This is a genomic window from Pseudolysinimonas sp., from assembly GCF_044239695.1.
Taxonomy (GTDB): Bacteria; Actinomycetota; Actinomycetes; order Actinomycetales; family Microbacteriaceae; genus Pseudolysinimonas_A.
In genome coordinates, this window is record NZ_JBIIAW010000063.1 from 1 (window position 1) to 18,541 (window position 18,541).

Annotated in this window: 11 protein-coding genes; 1 reads left to right on the top strand and 10 read right to left on the bottom strand. The window is 71.2% G+C overall.

Annotated elements, in window-relative coordinates; all coding sequences use genetic code 11:
- The 7 genes from ACILQS_RS10510 to ACILQS_RS10540 form a co-directional block, all read right to left on the bottom strand.
- Positions 1-3,055, bottom strand: a 3,055-nt coding sequence (locus ACILQS_RS10510) for an FtsK/SpoIIIE domain-containing protein (protein ID WP_395640075.1), incomplete at its 3' end; no start/stop codon positions are given.
- Positions 3,052-5,616 carry a transglutaminase family protein gene (locus ACILQS_RS10515; protein ID WP_395640076.1) on the bottom strand — a complete coding sequence of 855 codons (2,565 nt, stop codon included), beginning with the start codon at positions 5,614-5,616 and terminating at the stop codon, positions 3,052-3,054. The genes ACILQS_RS10515 and ACILQS_RS10510, both read right to left, overlap by 4 nt.
- Positions 5,613-6,923 (bottom strand): DUF58 domain-containing protein, encoded by a 1,311-nt coding sequence (locus ACILQS_RS10520; RefSeq protein WP_395640077.1) that lies wholly within the window; start codon positions 6,921-6,923, stop codon positions 5,613-5,615. Before ACILQS_RS10520 ends, ACILQS_RS10515 begins: the two co-directional genes overlap by 4 nt.
- Positions 6,920-7,888, bottom strand: a complete 969-nt coding sequence (locus ACILQS_RS10525) for an AAA family ATPase (protein ID WP_395640078.1) — start codon at positions 7,886-7,888, stop codon at positions 6,920-6,922. The genes ACILQS_RS10520 and ACILQS_RS10525 overlap by 4 nt, the downstream gene beginning before the upstream one ends.
- A gap of 19 nt (positions 7,889-7,907) precedes the next feature.
- Positions 7,908-13,199: an Ig-like domain-containing protein gene (locus tag ACILQS_RS10530; RefSeq protein WP_395640079.1), complete on the bottom strand. Its 5,292-nt coding sequence runs from the start codon at positions 13,197-13,199 to the stop codon at positions 7,908-7,910.
- A gap of 112 nt (positions 13,200-13,311) precedes the next feature.
- Complete coding sequence (locus tag ACILQS_RS10535) at positions 13,312-14,004, bottom strand: hypothetical protein (protein ID WP_395640080.1); 693 nt, start codon at positions 14,002-14,004, stop codon at positions 13,312-13,314.
- Positions 14,001-15,527: a protein kinase domain-containing protein gene (locus ACILQS_RS10540; protein WP_395640081.1), complete on the bottom strand. Its 1,527-nt coding sequence runs from the start codon at positions 15,525-15,527 to the stop codon at positions 14,001-14,003. The genes ACILQS_RS10535 and ACILQS_RS10540 overlap by 4 nt, the downstream gene beginning before the upstream one ends.
- A 164-nt stretch (positions 15,528-15,691) precedes the next feature.
- Between ACILQS_RS10540 and ACILQS_RS10545 the strand changes: the two genes are divergently transcribed.
- Complete coding sequence (locus ACILQS_RS10545) at positions 15,692-16,165, top strand: heme-degrading domain-containing protein (protein WP_395640082.1); 474 nt, start codon at positions 15,692-15,694, stop codon at positions 16,163-16,165.
- Positions 16,166-16,185: 20 nt separating this feature from the next.
- On the opposite strand, the gene ACILQS_RS10550 is transcribed toward ACILQS_RS10545, so the two are convergent.
- The 3 genes from ACILQS_RS10550 to ACILQS_RS10560 form a co-directional block, all read right to left on the bottom strand.
- Positions 16,186-16,845 (bottom strand): Fic/DOC family protein, encoded by a 660-nt coding sequence (locus ACILQS_RS10550; RefSeq protein ID WP_395640083.1) that lies wholly within the window; start codon positions 16,843-16,845, stop codon positions 16,186-16,188.
- The gene (locus tag ACILQS_RS10555; protein ID WP_395640084.1) at positions 16,842-17,198 is read right to left on the bottom strand and encodes a hypothetical protein; all 357 of its coding nucleotides are present in this window, start codon (positions 17,196-17,198) and stop codon (positions 16,842-16,844) included. Before ACILQS_RS10555 ends, ACILQS_RS10550 begins: the two co-directional genes overlap by 4 nt.
- A partial coding sequence (locus ACILQS_RS10560; RefSeq protein ID WP_395640085.1) for a methyltransferase occupies positions 17,119-18,541 on the bottom strand: 1,423 nt, incomplete at its 5' end. The genes ACILQS_RS10555 and ACILQS_RS10560, both read right to left, overlap by 80 nt.

Here is an 18,541-nt window from a genome sequence, read left to right on the forward strand (position 1 = left end):
GCTCGAACGCGAGCACGCCGCGCTCGGGTTCTCCGGGGATGTCGATCGCCCCGAACGGGAGACGGGCATCTCGCACCACCGCGCTCGGGTCGTCCAGATCGTCGAGAGCGATGACGGACGGAAGCGGGTCGAGCCAGGACGCCCGGAACTCGGCGATGCCATACTCGGCCGCCGCCTGCTTCAGGAGGGCGATGAGCTGCACGGCATCGCTCGACGGCGCCGACTCGTCCGTCGACTCGACGGCCGGAGCGGGAGTGGGTCGCCAGCGCCGGTCGACCGCGAAGCCGAACTCGGACAACAGGATCGGCGACGCTCCCCCGGCCCGCGTTCCGCCGACGTAGGCGGTCTGGAAGACGTCGAGCCGGCCGGGGCCGGTGCTCACAGCGGCGCGACCGCGGAGGGCGGGGTCAAAGCCCGCTGCGATCCGGTCACCGACCACGTTGACACTGTCCTCCGCGTCGGCGACGCGCAGCGCGACTCGCAGATTCGTGTTGGCGCGGAGGGCGCCCTTGATGACACTCGAGGGTTGCTGGGTGGCGAGGATCAGGTGAATCCCGAGCGCACGTCCCCGCTGGGCGATGTCCACCATCCCGGCCTCGAAGTCCGGGATGTTGTCGACGACCGTCGCGTACTCGTCGACGATGACGACCAGCGCCGGAGGCGCCTCCGGATCGCCGAGCTCCTCGAGGGCGGCGAGTCCGCTGACGCCCTTCTCACGGAAGAGTCTCTCCCGGCGCTCGATCTCCGCGCCGAGGTAGCGCAGAACCCGGCGGGCGAGGTGGCCCTCGAGGTCGGTGACGATGCCGGCCCGGTGCGGGAGCCTCTCGCGGTCGAACACCTGGAAGGCCGCGCCGCCCTTGTAGTCGACGAACAGGAACGCGAGGCGCTCCGGGCTCCGCTCGACCGCCATCGACAGAACCCAGGACTGCAGGAATTCGCTCTTACCCGATCCACTCGTCCCGCCCACCAGCGCGTGCGGACCGTCTCGGCGGATGTCGAGAGCATACGGTCCGCGGCCGGTGCTCCCGACCCGGGCCTGGAGTCCGCCCGCGTCACGACGACGGCCGTCGGCGAGTGGCGCCTCGTTCTCGGTCCAGCGTTCGCCGATCTGCGACGCGGTGAGGGTGGCACGCGGGTCGAGCAGATCGAGCAGGCCGATCTCTGCCGGCAGGTCGGACTCGTCGAGCACGAGGGCTCCGATGTCGACCACGGGCGAGAGCCGACGAGCGACCTCGAGCGCGGTGGCCCGTTCGACGGGCTCGATCCGCACGTCAGAGACCCTGGTTCCCTGGCGGACGAACCCGATCTGCGCGGAGCCGCCGCCATCGACGCGCACGAAGGTGCGGGCCGTCGCGGGGATCTCACCGGGATCCTCTCCGAGCCAGATCGTGAATACCCCCGCCTCGGGTCCGTTCTCGGCAATCTGCACGAGGCGGGCACGGTCCGCCGGGGCGTCGGTTGACACTACGAGGACGACCGCCGGCAGCGGCGATGGCGGCCCGCCGAATACCGACTCCCCGGCCTCGGCTCCGGTGTGGATCGCGGCCGCGTCGTCGGGGAGGGGGCCTCGCGCACTCCGAGTCCCGCCGCGCTCCACAATGAGCTCCTCGATGCCGGCGAGTACACGATCCGCCTCGTCTCGGCCAGAGGCCAGGCCATCGACCCGCAGCGGACTGTACGGCGAGCCCACGTGCGGCAGCCACTTGATCCAGTCGAGCTCGGATTGCCAGACGGACGACCCGATCACCGCGGTAAGCACGAGCTCGGCCGGCGAATGGAGCCCGGCGAACTGTAGCAGGTACCCTCGGGCGAGCGCCCCGGCTTCCGCCCGCGGCCCGACAACCCCGAGCGACCCGGCGAGAGGGAGGCTCTCGAGCACCGGCACGGCGGCGACGTCGCGGAAGGTGGACGTGAGCGCCCCGACCCGGTCGAGCACCTCCTGCCGGGCGGTCTCCTCGTCCGGGATCCTCACGCTGGTGCGCGAGGGGAGCGATGCGGAGCCCAGGTTGATCATGAGGAACTGCCAGTGCTCGGGACGGCGCGACCACAGCAGCGGGCCGAGCCGGAGCGCGTCCGCGATGACGTCGTGCGTCGCGGGCGCCTCGGCCCGGCGGATCTCCTGCTCCCTCCGCCGCTCGGACTCGAGTGTCTCCTCGAGACGGGCGATGCGGGTCTCGAAGCGCTCGCGCATGCGCTTCTCTCGCCGACGCCGGAGCCACCGGGAGCTCAGGAAGGTCGCGCCGAGGATGAGTGGGGAGGCGGCGAAGAAGAGCACCGACTCGATGCTGCGGCCCGTCGCGAGGAAGACAGCGCCGAGAGCCACTGGTGCGAGCAGCGCGACCCAGGGGAACATCGGAGGGTCGATCTCCTCGGGCAGCGACGGCGCGACGAGCGACGCACCCCGGTACCGCGGCTGGACGCGCGGGGACCGAGTGAACGGCACGGATCCGGCGACCGGTACGGCGGGCGTGCCCGTCGACTGGTCGATGCGCACCTGGAGGACGGTATCGGCGAGCGCGACGATCTCGCCGTCGGCCAGGTCGACGCGGGTGAGCCGCCGCGCGCCGACGTGGATGCCGTTGGCCGAGTTCTGATCCTCGATGCGCAGCCGGCCCTCGATCACGTCGAAGTCGGCGTGGTGCTTCGACACCCGCGGGTCGGAGAGCGCAACGGTCGACCCCGCCTGACGCCCGACGGTACCGTGGGTCGTCGCCAGCTCGAACGTCTTCCCTGCATCGGGCCCCTCGAGCACGAACAGACTCACTCCGCCCCGTGCGCGAGGCGGTCGGGTGGGCGCGGTCCCGCCGAAGTCGACGATCGCCCCGGAGGCGAGCGGCGATTCGGTCAGCAACGCCGACTCGTCGAGGAGGATCGGCGCGTCCCCGTCATCGGCGGCCAGCCGCAGACCGCCGAGCGCTCCGGCATCCCCGCCGATCGCGTCGTCGGAGGCGCGGATGACGCGAGCCAGGTCGCCGACCGTCGTCGACGCGTCAGCCGTGACCAGGAGGTCGGTGGTCTGCCCGCCGATCCGGCGGACCGAGAGCTTGATCTTCATCGAGGAGCTCCAATCGAGGGGCGAATGCCGCGGGCGCGTGCGAGGGCGATCTCCAGCCGAGCCGTCGCGGTGCCGAGCGGGTCCCGGCGGGTGTGGAATCTGAAGGCGGCCAGGCGGCGGCGCAGCCAGCTGACGGTGACGGCCGCGTCCCGGGTCGCCGCGTCGCCGACCGACCACAGGGCGTCGATCTCGTCGGGCGGGATCGGTCCTCCGCGGAACACGGCGTCGTCGGTGCGCCCAGCCAGCCCGGACAGTTCCGGAGCGTCGGGCAGGGGACCGTCCAGGGCGACGCCGGGGCGCCACGTGCGGATATCGCGCATCGTCTCGAGGAGGGAACGCCAGACCTCGGCCGACGTCGGGCGCTCCGCGCGCGTGCGCGCGGCATCCGCCCTGATTGCGCGCCGCGCGCCTCGCTCCAGCGCGTCGCCGCGCTCACGGCGCCGCGCAACGAGCTGCGACGAGATCTGCGTCCGCAGGCTCGCCGCGATCTCAACGCGCAAGGCGTTGCGGGGGATGCGGTAGCCGAGCTCGGCGTAGCTGTCGACGACCTCGTCCCAGGCTCCCGCCGCCCGCCTGTCGATGAGCGGGTCGTCGAGCCTGCGGTCGCGGCGTCGCGCCTTGACCCTCCCGATGACCACCACGGGGATCGCGTAAAGGACACCCAGCACGCCCAGCGTCACGATGACTCGTACGGTCGAATCGATGAGGTCGCATAGCCACGCCGGTTCGCAGGTGGGATCGGGTTCCTCCGGCTGGACCGCGGCGACGACCTCGTCACGGCCATCGGTCTGCCGAGGCGGCTGGCGCACCTGGGGCTGCGGCTGGGTCTTCGGCTTCGGCGCCTCCTCGCGCGGCACGTCAGTGTTCGTCGCGGTCGGGAAGAACGGCACCCAGCCTGCGTCGCGGAACGGGACCTCGACCCACGCGGTGACCTGGTCGGCGGTCACCGGGACGACGGCGTGCCCCTCGGGCACCGTCGGTGCGAAACCGACGACGACCCGCGCGGGATAGCCGAGCGATCGGGCCATCAGGGCGAAGGCGGATGCGTACTGCTCGGCGTCGCCCACCATCCGCGTGCGACCCAGCAGGGCGATCATCCGATCGGCTCCGTGCCCCGCGCTTGATGGGACGGGATCCGAGGCGAGCCCGTGGCTCAGGTACCCGGTGGTGGAGAGTGCGAGCTCGAGCGCCGCCAGACGGTCGATCGGACTCTCCGCCTCGCCGGCGAACTCGATCGCCCGGGAGGAGATGATGTCGGGGACGTCGGTGAGCGGCGGCAGGGCGACCTCGGCCACCGGGACACCGACGAGCGCATCGCGGTCGACGACCAGCCGCCGCGTGTCGAGGTGGTAACCGGTGCCAGTGCCGATGCCCGTCGTCACCGCGAGCGAGCCGGTCTCCGAGTTGTAGCGCAGATCGGTCGACGAGGGAGCGTCCTCATCGAAGGAGACGGCGGAGGGATATCCGACGGTGGGAACCCACACCCCGGCGTAGTCGGCGATCGTGATCATCACGTCCGACGACGGGCCGAGAACGGCGGGAGCGGCCAGAACGAGTTCGCGTCCCGAGACCAACTCGAAGACCCCGCTGTCGGTGTCGGCCGCCGTCGGATCGCCGACGTTCCACAGCCGCCCGTCGTAGCTGTCCATCACGGCCAGCCGCACCAGGTCACCGGGCTCCGCTCCGCTGAGCTCGAGCACCACGCGATCCGAACCGTCCTTGACGAAGGCCCGGAACGCCGCCAGCGGACTCGCGTACTCGCGAGGTTCGAACGGCCGCTGCACGCGCTCGCGCACGACCAGACGGTCGTGCGCGGCGGCGGTCGCGACGGCCGCCACTCCGCCCGACACCATCGCACTGACGACGACCACCGCCACGACACCGAGACCGCCCCCGCGCCACGCCGGCGCGGCACCCCGCGAACCGCGTTCGGGGATGCGCCAGGCGAGCCAGAGGATCGCGACCAGGCCGAAGGCGAGGCCGCGGAAGACGGGGAGAACCGGATCGGCAGTGCCGGTGAGCGTCGATGCTAGGAAGGCCGCCAGCGGACCGAGGAGCGCGAGGAGCGCCGCCACCGCCGTCGGCAGGCGCCGCGGGTCGGCGAGCAGCCGCCCCGCGATCGTCGCGCTCGTGATGCCGGCGACCCAGCCGGTGACATAGGGCACGGCCGCCACGTGGTCGGGGGCGTCGACCGGTGCGGTGAGGGTCAGGAGGTCAGCCCACCCGAGGACGGCGCCGCGCAGGAGATCGACGACGACGTCGGGGGCCGGGATGAACCCGCCGGGCGCCCGATCCGACAGGACGGAGGCTGGACCGGCCAGGACGTAGGCCCCGAGCCCGACGGCCGCAGTGGTCAGGATGCCCCACCTAAGCGACGCGGCGACGGCCCCGACGACAGTGCCGAGCATCAGACCGGCGAGCCCCCCGAGTACCGGGCGCAGCTCGGCGAACGCGTCGCCGAAGCCCCAGATGCCCAGCGCACCGAGGGTCCCGAGCACGAACAGATCGACGAGAGGCGGGCGTAGGCCGGCCGGCTTCACGGTCGCCGAGGCCGCGATCATGCGAGCCCCGCCATCCGCAACGCGCGCGGGAGGTCGTCGAGATCGCCGACGCTCAGCGAGAGCAGGTCGCCGACCCTCGACACCTCGGCGGCGGCGCCGAGCCGGGCGCGCATCACGACCACCGCAGACGCCTCACGGGCGACGGCGACGGCCTCCCGCAGCGACCCGTCGGCGACCCGAGATCCCACGACCAGCACGAGTACATCGGGGACGGGCGCGCGCCGGAGCGCGCGGCGCACGAGCGCCCGGAAGGGAACAGAGGACCGCGGATCGCGGGTCAGACGAGACGTGTCGTCGAGGAATGCGGTGACCGACGAGTCGCGCAGGACCCGTGTGTCGGTCAGCGGGGCCGCCGCCGCTCCGCTGGCGATCGCCTGCACCCCCACCGACGCGAACACCGACACGGCGAGTTCGAACTCCTCCTCGGAGGCGAAGCCCGCGCCGTCCTCCGGCAGCAGAAGGGTGACCTGCGATCGCCGCGTCTCCTGGAACTGCCGCACCTGGTAAGCGTCCCTGCCGGTTGCGAGGTGCCGGGCCGACGACCGCCAGTGGATGTGGCGCTGGTCGTCGCCTGGGACGTAGTCGCGCAGGGCGTGGAACGTCAGGTCGTCCGCGGTGACCACCGCGGACTCACGGCCCTCGAGGTCGTGGGCGCGGCCGATGATCGTCGGACTCACCCGCCTGATGGCGGGGTGGATGAACAGCTCGCGCGATTCGGGCCAGCGCAGCGTGCGACGCAGCAATCCGAGCGGGTCGCCGCGCACCGAGAGGACAGGTCCCACCGGCACGACGCCGCGCCGTTCGGCGAAAATCGGGAACTCGAACGGGGCGTGAGCCTCGCGCGGCCGCAGTCGCGGCAGTGTGAACGTCTCACGACCCGATGCGCCGTGCACGACCTCGAGTCGCGCGGGCAGCAGCGCGCGACGACCGTGGTTGCCGACGCGCACGGTCACCCGGGCCGGGTCGGTATCCCCGACGGCGATGCGCGGCGGGTCGAGGTCGAGCCGGATCTCGTAGGTCGTGCGTCCGAGCAGGAAGAGCGCGCATCCGCCGAGGGTCGCGAGGAATACCGCGCCGAGCACCATGAACTCCACCCAGCCCGCCGCGATCCCGAGAGCCGTCATCGTCGCGCCGAGGAGGAGCGTGATCAGACCGGCCGGCGTGATCACCCCGACAGCCGCCCCGACGCGCAGCCGCACGAGGTCGGCGATCAGCGTTAGGACCGCGGCAAGGCGCGCGAGCACGCCGCCGGCCCGGACCCGCGGGAGGGTCCGGGAGCCGACGAGGGTCGCGTCCGAGGAGGTCATCGGTAGGCCGGCACCGCGATCCGCTCGAGATTCTCGGCGATAATCCGGGTCGCCTGCACACCGTCGAACTCGACGTCGGGCTCGAGGATGAGCCGGTGGGCGAGCACGTGCGGGGCGAGGTCGCGGATGTCCTCGGCGAGGACATGGCTGCGCCCGGAGGCGATCGCCCAGACCTTGGCGATGCGCATGAGCTGGAGGGCCCCGCGCACGCTCACCCCGGCCCGGAGCCGCCGGTCGACGCGTGTCGCGGCCACCAGTTCGTAGGCGTACCGCACGACGGAAGGCTGGATCGCGACCGACGTGGCGATCCGAGCGAGAGCGGCCACCGTCGGCCCGTCGAGGGTGGGCGTCAGCCTGTTCTCGCGCACCTGCTCGCCCGCATCCGCCATCAGTTCCAGCTCGAACCTCTCGTCGGGGTACCCGAGGTCGGTCTTCACCAGGAATCGGTCGAGCTGGGCCTCGGGTAGACGGTAGGTGCCCGCCTGCTCGATCGGGTTCTGGGTAGCGATCACCATGAACGGCTGATCCGCATCGAGATGCTCGGGCTTGCCCTCGACCGTGACCGTACGCTCCTCCATCACCTGCAGCAGCGCGCTCTGCGTTTTCGGGCTCGCCCGATTGATCTCGTCGGCGAGCACGATCGAGGCGAAGACCGGCCCGCGCACGAACTCGAACTTCTTGGTCTCCTGATTCCAGATGCTCACCCCGGTGATGTCGGACGGCAGGAGGTCGGGGGTGAACTGGATCCGCGAGTGCCCGCCGGAGAGCGTCGCGGCGAGGCTCTTCGCGAGCAGCGTCTTGCCGACCCCCGGCTTGTCCTCGAGGAGCACGTGCCCGCCGGCGAACAGCGTCGCGAGGACGAGCCGGATCTTGTCGCGCTTCCCGCGGACCGCTGTTTCGATCATCGCCGTCGCCCGTTCGAATTCCTGCCCGAACCTCGCCGCGTGCTGCTCGCTCACCGTCATCTGTCGTCTCCTGTTCCGATCACCAGATCGTGTCGTAATGCTCGGCCAAGCCCGGGATGACGGCGTGCATGTCATAGGCACCGACGTTGCCCGAGTTGCTGAGGTAGAACGGGGTGTCGCCGTAAGTCCCGTTGAAGGTCGCGGTGAGGCACTCGGTGGTGAACCACCAGTCGTACGGCCCGGGTGAGCCAGCGAGCTTGCCGTACATGCAGACGGTCTGGGATCCAGTGATGCCCGAGACGTACAAGCGGATGTACGCGCAGGTGCCGTATTCGCAGGCGACGAGCGGGCCCTTGCCGGCATCCGTGATCCTCGGTTGCGGCGGGATGACGACCGAACTGTTGGCCGATCCCGCGCTCGAGCCGCAGTTGCTCCACGCGCCGCCGCCCGCGTCCTTCGCGTTGCAGGCGCGCACCTCGAACGTGTAGGTGCCCTGCGGCAGCCCGGAGCGGGTCACCGACCCGGCGTTGGTCGTGTAGTTCGCGTCGACCTGCGCGCCGTCACGGCGCAGGATCCAGAAGTATCGGGCATCGCCGCCGCCCGAGTCGACGAGACCCCAGGTCATCGTGACGGATCCGCCCGGCGCCTCGCCGCCGTTGCCTGAGGCGAACTGCACGCCCGTGGGCGTACCGGGCGTACCGTACGGCACGATGAACACCTCCCCGGATGTCGTCGAGCCCGGCGTGTTCGTCGCGGTCACGCGCACGGACTGCGGCGCCCCGTTCGTACGGCCCGTGAAGGTGCAGTCGGCCCCGGGAACGCAGTCGCTGCGGGTCGCGGCGCCTTCCGCTCCGGCGATCTGCACGTCGTAGCGGGTGATCTCCGAGCCGTTGCTGCTCGACGGCGGATCGAACACGACGGTCACCGTCTGCGAGGCAGGGTTGCTTAGCGAGATCTGCGTCACCGGCTCCGGGGCGCTCGAAACCTGTACGACCAGGCGCCCCTGCACCCGCCGTTCGTCGCGCTCTGTCGCATCCTCGATCGTGTAGATGATCGTGACGGTCCCCGATTTCGCCGGGCCGGTGCGCACCCGCACCGTCGAGGCATCCGTGGTGACCGTCGCGCCGAGGGTCGGGCCCTGGATGACGGCGTCGAGAACCCGCAGCGGCGTGCCGGCGGGGAACGGGTTCACGTCGTTCACCAGCACGTCGACCGGGTACGAGCTGTCGGGGCGGCCCTCGGGCACGGTGTCCTCGATCGCCTGAGCCAGCGGTCGAGTCGATGGCACCACGACAACGGTCACCGAGCCGGTGACCACCCGGGAGCCGTAGGCGATATCGAACTCGAGGCGCGCGACGTCGCCGGTCGCCTCGGGCGGCGCGGCCAGCACGAGCCTCGAACCCGAAATCGACGCGTCGACGCGCGCACGGTCGCCGCGGAGGTTCGAGTAGGACAACTCGGCGACGACGTCCGGATTCGGATGCGAGCTCGCCGCACGGAGGTCGAACCCGGCGTTCGCCTCACCGGGCTCGATCTCGATCGTCGCGTCGGCGAACTCGGGGTCGACATCGCGGAAGCCCGGGTCGCCGACGACGACTGTCATGCGGATGACCGCAACGTTCCCGCTCTCGTCGGCCGCCGACGCGCCGTCGGTGACCCGGAAGGTGATCACCGATTCGCCCCGGTAGTCCGCCTCGGGCGTGTACCGGATGGTGCGCTCGTCGAGCACGACGGGGTCGCCGTTGCTGCGCAGAGCGGTCGCGTCGTCCGGATCGATCACGATCGCTTCGCGCCCGTTCGAAACGTCGAGGATGTCGGCGAGACGCCATTCCCCGGTCGAGTTCGCATCCAGCTGGGGCGGATTCTCGATCAACTCGGGTTTGAGCGCGGGCGGCGTTCCGTCCGAGTAGCGCGGCACGATCACGAACGCCCAGCCGGTGAGGTCGTCGACGGTGTTGGTCAACCGGAACGCGATCGCCCGCCGGGTGTCGCCGAGCTCGACCGTCACCGTACCGTCGGGGGACACCCGCGCGAAGCGCGCGTTCGGCCCCGCGACGCCCACCTCGAGATCGGCGACGAGCCCGCCCGGGTTGATCGCCCCGTCGCGGACGTCGACCACGACCGAACGCTCGCCGACGACTTCGGCCGCCGTCACGGTCCGGTCACGCGCGATCGGCGGTCCGACCACCGCGTCCTCGTCGACGGTGACCAGGAGATAGCCGTCGTCGGTGCCTCCTCGCCCGTTGCCGATGCGGTAGCGCACGTAGAACGATCCCTCGTCGGCACCCGCCATGACCTCGATCACCGAACCGGCCACGCGGGCGTCCATCCCCGGCTGGACCTCTACTAGCTCGCGCTCGAGCTCGACGCCGAAACCGTTCGGGTCCGAATCGTTCGCGAGGACCGGAACCGCCGTGACGCGTCCCGGACGCACCGCGATCTCGTCATCGACGGCCACCGGCATCAGCACCGCGCCGCCACGGGGGATGACGCCGATCCGCACCTCGCCGGTCCCGAGTTCGCCGAGCGCGTCGCGGACCTCGTACTCGAGCACGTCGGTCCCCGCGCCGTCGCTCGCCGCCGTGAAGACGAACGACCGCGCATCCGTCGCCAGAACGGTCCCCTGCGTTCCCCCGCCCGCCGAGACGAACTCGACCGAATCGCCGTCGGGATCTATGCCGTCAAGAGGGATCGCGATCGTCACCTCCGAGCCCGCGAACACCCGCGCGGTGACGACCCGCGGAGCGGGCGGGCGGTTCCCCTCTGGGTCGGCGGCGACGACGACGACCTGGAGCACCGCGGTCGACGCTTCGCCGAACGCGTCGGTGACGCGGTAGACGAGCTCGTAGGAACCAGCGACCGACGGAGCCTGCACCCGCACCCGGTCGCCCGTCACGAAGGCGAGCCCGTCGTCGAGGTCGGCCTCGACGAGAACGGGGTCGAGCGCGAGCGCGGCGCCGTCGGGGTGGATGTCGTTGGCGAGCACCGCCACCGAGGCCATGTCGCCCGCCCGCACCCGCACGAGGTCGTCGGTCGCGATGGGCGCCTGATGATGGAGCAACTCGGGCACCGGGATGATCGTCACCGTCGCTGTGGAGGTCGCCGTCCCGTCGGAGATCGTGTATTCGAACTCGGACTGCTCGATGAGCGACGATGGTGCACTCACCCGGACGACGGTGCTGCCGAGCACCTCCACCGAGAGCGGCGAGCCGAGCGGGCTCTCGACCCCTTGCACCCCGAGCACCGCGCCGCGCGGCGAGACGTCGTTGGTGAGCACGGGGATGACGACCTGCTCGTTCGGCCGAAGGTACGCGGTGTCGGTGACGGCGATCGGGGGCGGAGGCTGATCGGGGTCGACGACGGCGTCGACCCGCACCAGACCGGAGGCTGTCGTCGAGCCCGCCCGCAGCCCGTACACGAGGTAGTAGGTACCCGCGGCCGGCGCACGGATCGTGAGCCGGCCCGAGTCGGTATCCGCTTCCGCCGTCAACCCCGGGGTGAGCACGCTGACGTCGACGAGGGCGAGACCGGCCCCGGAGGGCGAGAGGTCGTTCGCGAGCGGGTACAGCTCGAGCACCCGTCCGACCACTGTCGCGCCGAAGTCGGGGGTGCCGACGGGCCGGAGCGTTCCCGAGGCCCGGACGTCGAACACGAGTTCAGCGGTCACCGGCGGTGCATTCCCATCGGACACGATGACTGTCACCGGCTTGGGCCCGAGCTCCGCGTTGCGACTCGTGAAGGTCACCAGCCCGTCCGCCGAGAAACGCACGAGGTCGCCGGTCGTGGCCGTCGCGTCGAGCACGATCAGGTCGTCGCCGTCTGGGTCCACCCAGTCCCGGAGGACGTTGTACGAGATCGTCTGGCTCGTCTCGACCGGTACCGACGTGGACCGCACGGTGACCGGAGGCACGTTCGTGTTGGGGGGCCGGACCGAGACGTCGACCTGCGCCTCGGCGACACCCCCGGGGCGCCCGTCGTCCGCCGTGTATCGGAACGAGACGCTGACCGTCGAGACCCCCGGATTCGGCTGGAACTGGAGGGCGCGGCCGCCGTCGACCACCTGAACGGTTCCCGCCGCAGCCGGGACGTCGCTCACGCCCACGATCGTGAGCACGTCGCCGTCGGGATCCGCGTCGTTGTCGAGCACCGGCAGGATGGTCGCCGAGCCGGGTCGTGCCCCGAAGGAGTCGGGACGCGCGAGCGGAGCGCGGTTCTGCTCGGTGCGCTCGGCGAAGATCTCCTCGAACGTGGGGACCGTCGTAGACTCGTCGGTCTCGTCGCCTTCGTCCGGGTTCGGCGGCGTCACCTCCTCCCAGTTCTCCTCGATGTCGATGAACTCGTCGTCGACGATCCAGAGCCCACCGCCGACGAGGTCGTTGAGCGCCACCACGCCCCGGTGCGCTCGGAACTCGAGTCGTGCGGCGGCGTCGACGGCGTCGAGATCGACCCGCACCGGGCTGCCGGAACCGCACACGCCTGCGTACACGGCAGGCGCCACCCAGGCGCCGTAGACGCACGACCCCGTGACGACAGGTGCCGCCACCCACCCGGCGCCGCCGTCGGCGCGCGCCGTGACGGCGGTGCGGGGAACGCCGTCGAATCCGACGATCACGAGCGCCTCGGTGGTCGCCACGGCGACACCATCGGAGGTCGGCCCCGGCTGCTGGAGGCGCAGCCCCGGGGACGGGAGTTCGACACGGCGGCCATCGGCCAGCACGACGTCGCCGTCGGCGAGGAAGGCAGCACGGTCGCCGACCACCGTCATCGTGACGTCACCGTCCGGCAGCGCCGTCGAAACGACCTCGGGGGTGAGCGACCCCGGCCGCAGTCGATAGAGCGTCGACTCCTCGAGCGACGCGGCGAAGACTTCCCCCGACGGCCCGACCGAGACGAGGGCTCCGGTGCCGAGTGAGAGGACGGGGGTGGTCTGGCTCGCGTCGAAAGCGAGCTCGGTCGTGGTGTCGAGGACCCAGAGGTCGCCCTCGGGCGAGGCGATCGCGAGCCGCTCGTCGCCGTATGAGACCGAGGAGCCGGGCGGCACGTCGAGGCGCTCGCCGAGCGAGACGAAGGACGGATCGATCCGCTCGACGCTCCCGGCCCCGGCGTCGTAGACGAAGGCGTCGGCCCCGTTCTGGAGCACGTCGAACTGGCTGCCCGAGGTCGACACAGCGGAGCGCAGTTCCTCGATCTGCCGATCGAGCCGTCCGACGAGCAGCCGGTCGCCGCGCGTCACCCAGACGTCGCGCGAGACGAGGTCGACGTCGTCTCGCGGGAAGCCCTCGTGGAGGACCGCCACCACCACCGCGGACGCGGCGATGGCGACCGTCGCGATCCCCGAGATCAGCCTGAGACGTGATCGTTTGGTCGCCATCACCTCTCCTTCCCTCGGCCTGCGCATCGGCTCCGCCCCCAGCAGGGCTCGTCGCTCGATCGTGCCCGACCGGGCGCGCCGCCGCCATGGGGCGGAGTCCCCATGCGCGCGGTCACCGGACGTCCTTCGCGCCCGGGAAGTCGAGCAGCGCAAGGTCCTCGAGTCGGACCAGACGTCGGTCGATGGCGAATTCGGCGATCTCTCGCCGACGTCCGGCCTGCGCCCCGGCCCTCACGAACTTGGTGCCTAGGTGCTCGAGGACCTTCGCGACAGCCTTCGTGGTCAGCCGCCTCGGGGACCCGCGAGCCACTCGGTGGGCGATCCGCTCCGCCGACGGCAGACGCGCGAGCGAAAGAATGCCGTCGCGCAATACCGGTTCGCAGAGCGCGAGTAGCACGAGCCGTTGCGCGTCGCTCAGGTGCACATCGGGTAGCTGGGTTGGGTCGTCGTCGGGACGCTCGATCCCGGACGGTCCCGCGTTCGACTCGGGGGGGACGAGGATGAAGTCGTAGGTGAACGGACCGGCCGCCACCCGCACCGTGACGTCACCCGATACCAGAGCGAGCCGCCCTCCTGGGCGCAGAAGCGCCTCGATGCTGCCGTCGACGGCGACCACGGTGGCCGACAGCGAGTCGCCGATGTTCCGCAGCCACCAGAACCCGTCGGCCTCGAACACCTGGAGCGCGGTGCGATGCAGGCGCCGATTCCTCTCATCGAGCACAACATCGGCCCGGCGCCCGATCGTCAACCCACCGGCGGGCGCTTCGTACACGTCGCCCTCGAAGACCACCCGTGGCCCGGTCATGCGACACAGACCTCGAGCGGGTCGAGCGAGAGCACCCCGCGGCGAATGATCGAGACCTCGACGCAGACCGTCACGCCGGGCGCTGCGTCATCGACGGTCAGCGTCGAGTCCGATGTGCGGTGCGGCCGGTCATCGGGCGCCGCCCCGTCTGACCGTCGCCAGACGAACGCGTCTCCGTCGAGGGGGTCAGGGTTGCTCCAGCGCACGACAACCGATCCATCGGCGAGACGCTCTGCCGACGACAGCACGGGTGTCGCGACGACCTCGGGGATCGGCACCGTCTCGGCCACGGTTGGCGTCCGCTCGGGGGTCGCGGCGGGACCGGGGTTCAGCACGATCGACAGGCCGGTGACGACTGCGAGGGCGAGGAGCACACAGCCTGCGATGATCGGACCGATCAGCCGGGAGCCCGGGGGCCTTGTCGTCCGCGGCGGGATCGTCGGCGCCTCGTGCAGACCGGAGGTCGGCACCTCGGCCGTCGCGGGGGTGCGCCCGTCGCGGTGAGGTCGCGGCGGCCCGCCGACGATGGTCGGATCGACGACGGTGGGGGCGTCCCCGAGGTCGACCGCGGGCGTGATCGCGACCGAACGAGCCTGGTGCGGCGACGACGTGACGTCGGCGATGTCGGGCAGGTTCATCGACGTGGGTCGTCGCCCCATGGCCGCCTGCACGGCCTGGAGCTGCTGGCCGAGCGACGCCGCCGACGCTGGCCGGTCGCGAACATCGCGAGCGAGTCCCCGACTGATGACAGCGGAGAGGTCGGCAGGCACGTCGCGCCCGAGCTGCCGGGACCGGCCGTCGCGTACTCGACGCTCGACGCTCCGCTCGTCGTTGCGGCCGTCGGGGTCCTGGAATGGCGAGCGTCCGTCAAGCAGCGCGAACAGCGTCGCAGCGAGGGAGAACACGTCCGACCGCGGGTCGGCGTCCGCGCCGTCGACGACCTCGAGGGGGGCCCAGGGCACCGACCGCGCCCGCGCAATCCCCGGTCGTTCGGCCACTTCACCGGTCAGGGTGATGTCACCCGACGGCAGCAGGACGGCGATTCCGAAGTCGGTCAGCGCCACGTGGCTGCGGCGCGTCGGGGAGAGCAGGATGTTGCGCGGCTTGACGTCGGCGTGCACCAATCCGCCGTGGTGCGCGGTCTGTAGGGCCCCGGCGAGCCGCACCCCGATCTCGAGCACCTCGCTCGGGGAGAAGCGATGCCCGACGTCGAGTTGATCGGCGAGGGTTCCGCGTTCGTAATACGCCATCGCGATCATCGGGCGTCCGTCGACGTGCCGCATCCAGTAGATCTCGGGGATGGCTGGATGCGAGAGGTTGCTCATGATGCGGCCCTCGCGTTCCACCGCTTGTCCGAGCGGGTCGGTCGCCGGATGCAGGGCGACCTTGACGACCACGTCGCGATCGAGGGTCTCGTCGCGATACCGGTAGACGCGGGAGTAGTTCGTCTGCGCGATGAGCTCGCGAATGCGGAACGACTCGATCGCAGGCGGGTCTGCGGGGGGACGGCGATCGGACGCCATTGATCTCCTCGCGCTCGGGTGCGCGGCCACGAGACGCAGCCCGGACGGTCCCTGATCTGACCGGCTCGCGCCCAGGTTAGCAACTCCGCCGTGCACGGTGTCCAGGTCCCGGACGCCGTGCTACCACGTGGGTGCTGCTCCGTTCCGGGCGGTATCGTGCGAGGGTGACCTCTGCCCATCTCCCGGAGTTCAGCGTCGACGCTCTGGAGCAAGAGATCGTGATCGACGTCGCCGCGTTCGACAACGACGACGCCGTCGACCTCGGCCTGGCGGCGCTGGAGGTGATCGACGAGCGCGAGCTCAACCTCGCCGTGCGCATCGTGCTGCGCGGCGACATCGTCTTCCAGGCGAAACTCGGCAGCTCCGGCCCGGGCAACGACCCGTGGCTCGCCGGTAAGCACGCCGTCGTGATGCAGTACGGCGAGTCGTCGCTGCTCGTCAGGCGCCGCCACGAGGCCGCCGGCACCCCGTTCGAGCAGCTGCCCGGCATCGACCACGACGCGTTCAAGGCGCACGGCGGCTCGGTGCCGATCAAGGTGAACGGCGAGACCGTCGGGTCGATCACCACCTCCGGGGAACCGGATGTCGTCGACCACGCCACCTCCGCCGAAGCCGTGCGCCGCTACCTCGCCCGCTAGCCTCCCGGCGCGGGACGCACTCAGTTCTCGGTGCGCGGCGGGTACACCGGGGCCGAGTTCAACGCGCCTCCGATGAGCGCCATCAGCGGTGCCAGATCGCCCGAGTTTCTCGCGAGGTGACAGGCCGCTTGCAGGTCGTGCGTCGAGACCCGAGCCCAGTCGATGCCGCGATCCGATTCGGCGAGGAGCTGGGCGAAGAACTCGCGTTGAGCCCGGCCGTTTCCTTCGCGGAAAGGATGTGCGAAGTTGACGTAGTCGTAGAGGTAAGCCAGTTCACCGACGATCTCCTCATCAACGATGTCGCGGAGGAGTCGGCTGACCTCCAGCCGCTTGGCGACGTGAGTCATGGGAATCTCGATCTCGAAAGGCGGCATGAAGGACTCACCTCCACCTTTGGCGAGCCCGACGGTGCGCATCTCACCCGCCCACTCGTAGACGTCTTGAAAGAGCTGACGGTGCAGTGCACACAGGTGCGTCAGGTCGTAGGTGCGTTCAACGAGGGTCGGATCTTCACGAAGCTCCGCCAGCCGGAATTCGACGAAGTCGTTCTCTGCGTCGCGGAGCAGATCGGCATCGACGAACCCGAGCTTGTTTCTCAGAACGGGCCGATCGGATGCGACGAAGTACCCCTCCCAACGCTGCTCGAGTGAGCCTCTCGACCACGGCGGGTCGGGGGTCACCCCAAGCCGTATCGCTCGCGCACTCGAGTTCCCAGCTGGCGGATGTCAATCTCTCCGCGCACATAGGCATCTTGGTCGATGCGGGTCGCCTCAGTACTCCGAGATCCTTCGAGTTCTGAAGATCGTCGCGCGTCGTCGATGGCGCGCTGTCGAGCCGAGTCCGATGTTGGCCACTCGTTGCTCATTCCGACTCCCTCCACGCACACCGAGTTTAGGCACGCGCCGCCGACAGCGCGGCGATACTCGCCGGAGCTGGGACACCCCGCTGTCATCTCAGTCGGCGAAGCGCAGGATGCCGTCGACGAGCAGTTCGCGCACGGCCGGCAGCACCGCCGCGCGGAGCGCGTCGGCATCCACCTCGAGCAGGTCGGCGACGGCCGCGACGATCGCGCCGAGCGGGAGGTCGCCGTCGCACGCGCCGACGATCGCGGCGAGGCCCGGGTCGGCGCGCACCTCGCGGTGGAACCCGCCGCCCTGGCGCAGCACGATGACGCTGGGGTGCTCCTCGCCCGGCCAGTGACTGCGTTCCTCGGTGACGTCGGGGGCGACCGCGAGGAGGGAGTCGGCGAGTTCCGCGTCCGCCAACCCGGCGACGCGGTCGTGGGCGGCGAGCGACTCCGCGAGGTGGGAGCCGAGCCCGGCCGCGCCGTCGCCGATCGGGGCGTCGAGTCGCTCGGCCCGGCGCAGGGTCGGCGCGCCGGGCGGTCGCCGCAGCAGCACGTACCCGACCCCGACGCCGACGACGCCGCGCGCGGCGAAGTCGTCGAGCCAGGACCCGACGAGGTCTGCGCCCGCGGGCGACGCGACGAGCGTGCCGCCATCGCGGATCCAGGTCTCCGCGTAGCGCGCCGGGTCGAGCCGGTCGCGTTGCACGATCCAGGCGTCGAGCCCCACGGCATCCGCCCAGCCCTGCGCGCGGTCGAGGCCGGGGCGCTCGCGGTCCTCCCAGTTGCCGAGCAGCTGCGCGATGCCGCCCCGCACCAGATGGTCGGCGGCGCCGCGCACCATCGCCTCGACGATGCCGTCCCCGACGAGACCCCCGTCGCGGTACTCGTACGCCGGCACGTCGTCGCCGCGCGGAGTGATCACGAACGGCGGGTTGGAGGCGATGCGGTCGAACCGCTCGCCCGCGACCGGCTCGAACAGGCTGCCGAGCCGGAACTCGATCGTGCTGACGCCGTTGAGCGCGGCGTTGAACCGGGCGAACTCCAGCGCCCGCTCCGAGATGTCGGTCGCGACGACCCGCTCGGCGTCGCGCGCCAGATGCAGCGCCTGGATGCCGCATCCGGTGCCGAGGTCGAGAGCGGTCGCGTACGGGCCGGGCAGCAGCAGCCCGCTGAGCGTGACCGACGCCCCGCCGACGCCGAGCACGTGGTCGGTGCGCAGCGCGCCGCCGGTGGCGAGTTCCCCGAGATCGCTCGCGATCCACCACTCCCCCGCGCCCCGCGCGTCGACGAACGCGTACGGGCGCAGGTCGACGGCCGGGAGCGCCCGATCGCCGTCGAGGGCGACGATCCCGAGGTCGGACGCCCCGGCCGACCCCACCGTCGGAAGCGCGGCATCGAGGGCGGCCGCGGGCACGGGGAGGCCGAGTAGCAGCACCGTCGCGAGGGTCGCGGCCGGGTCGTCGCGGCGATCGAGGGCGCGGAGGGCCGGCACCCGGTTGCCCCGCTCGAGCGCGGCTGCGGCCTCGTCG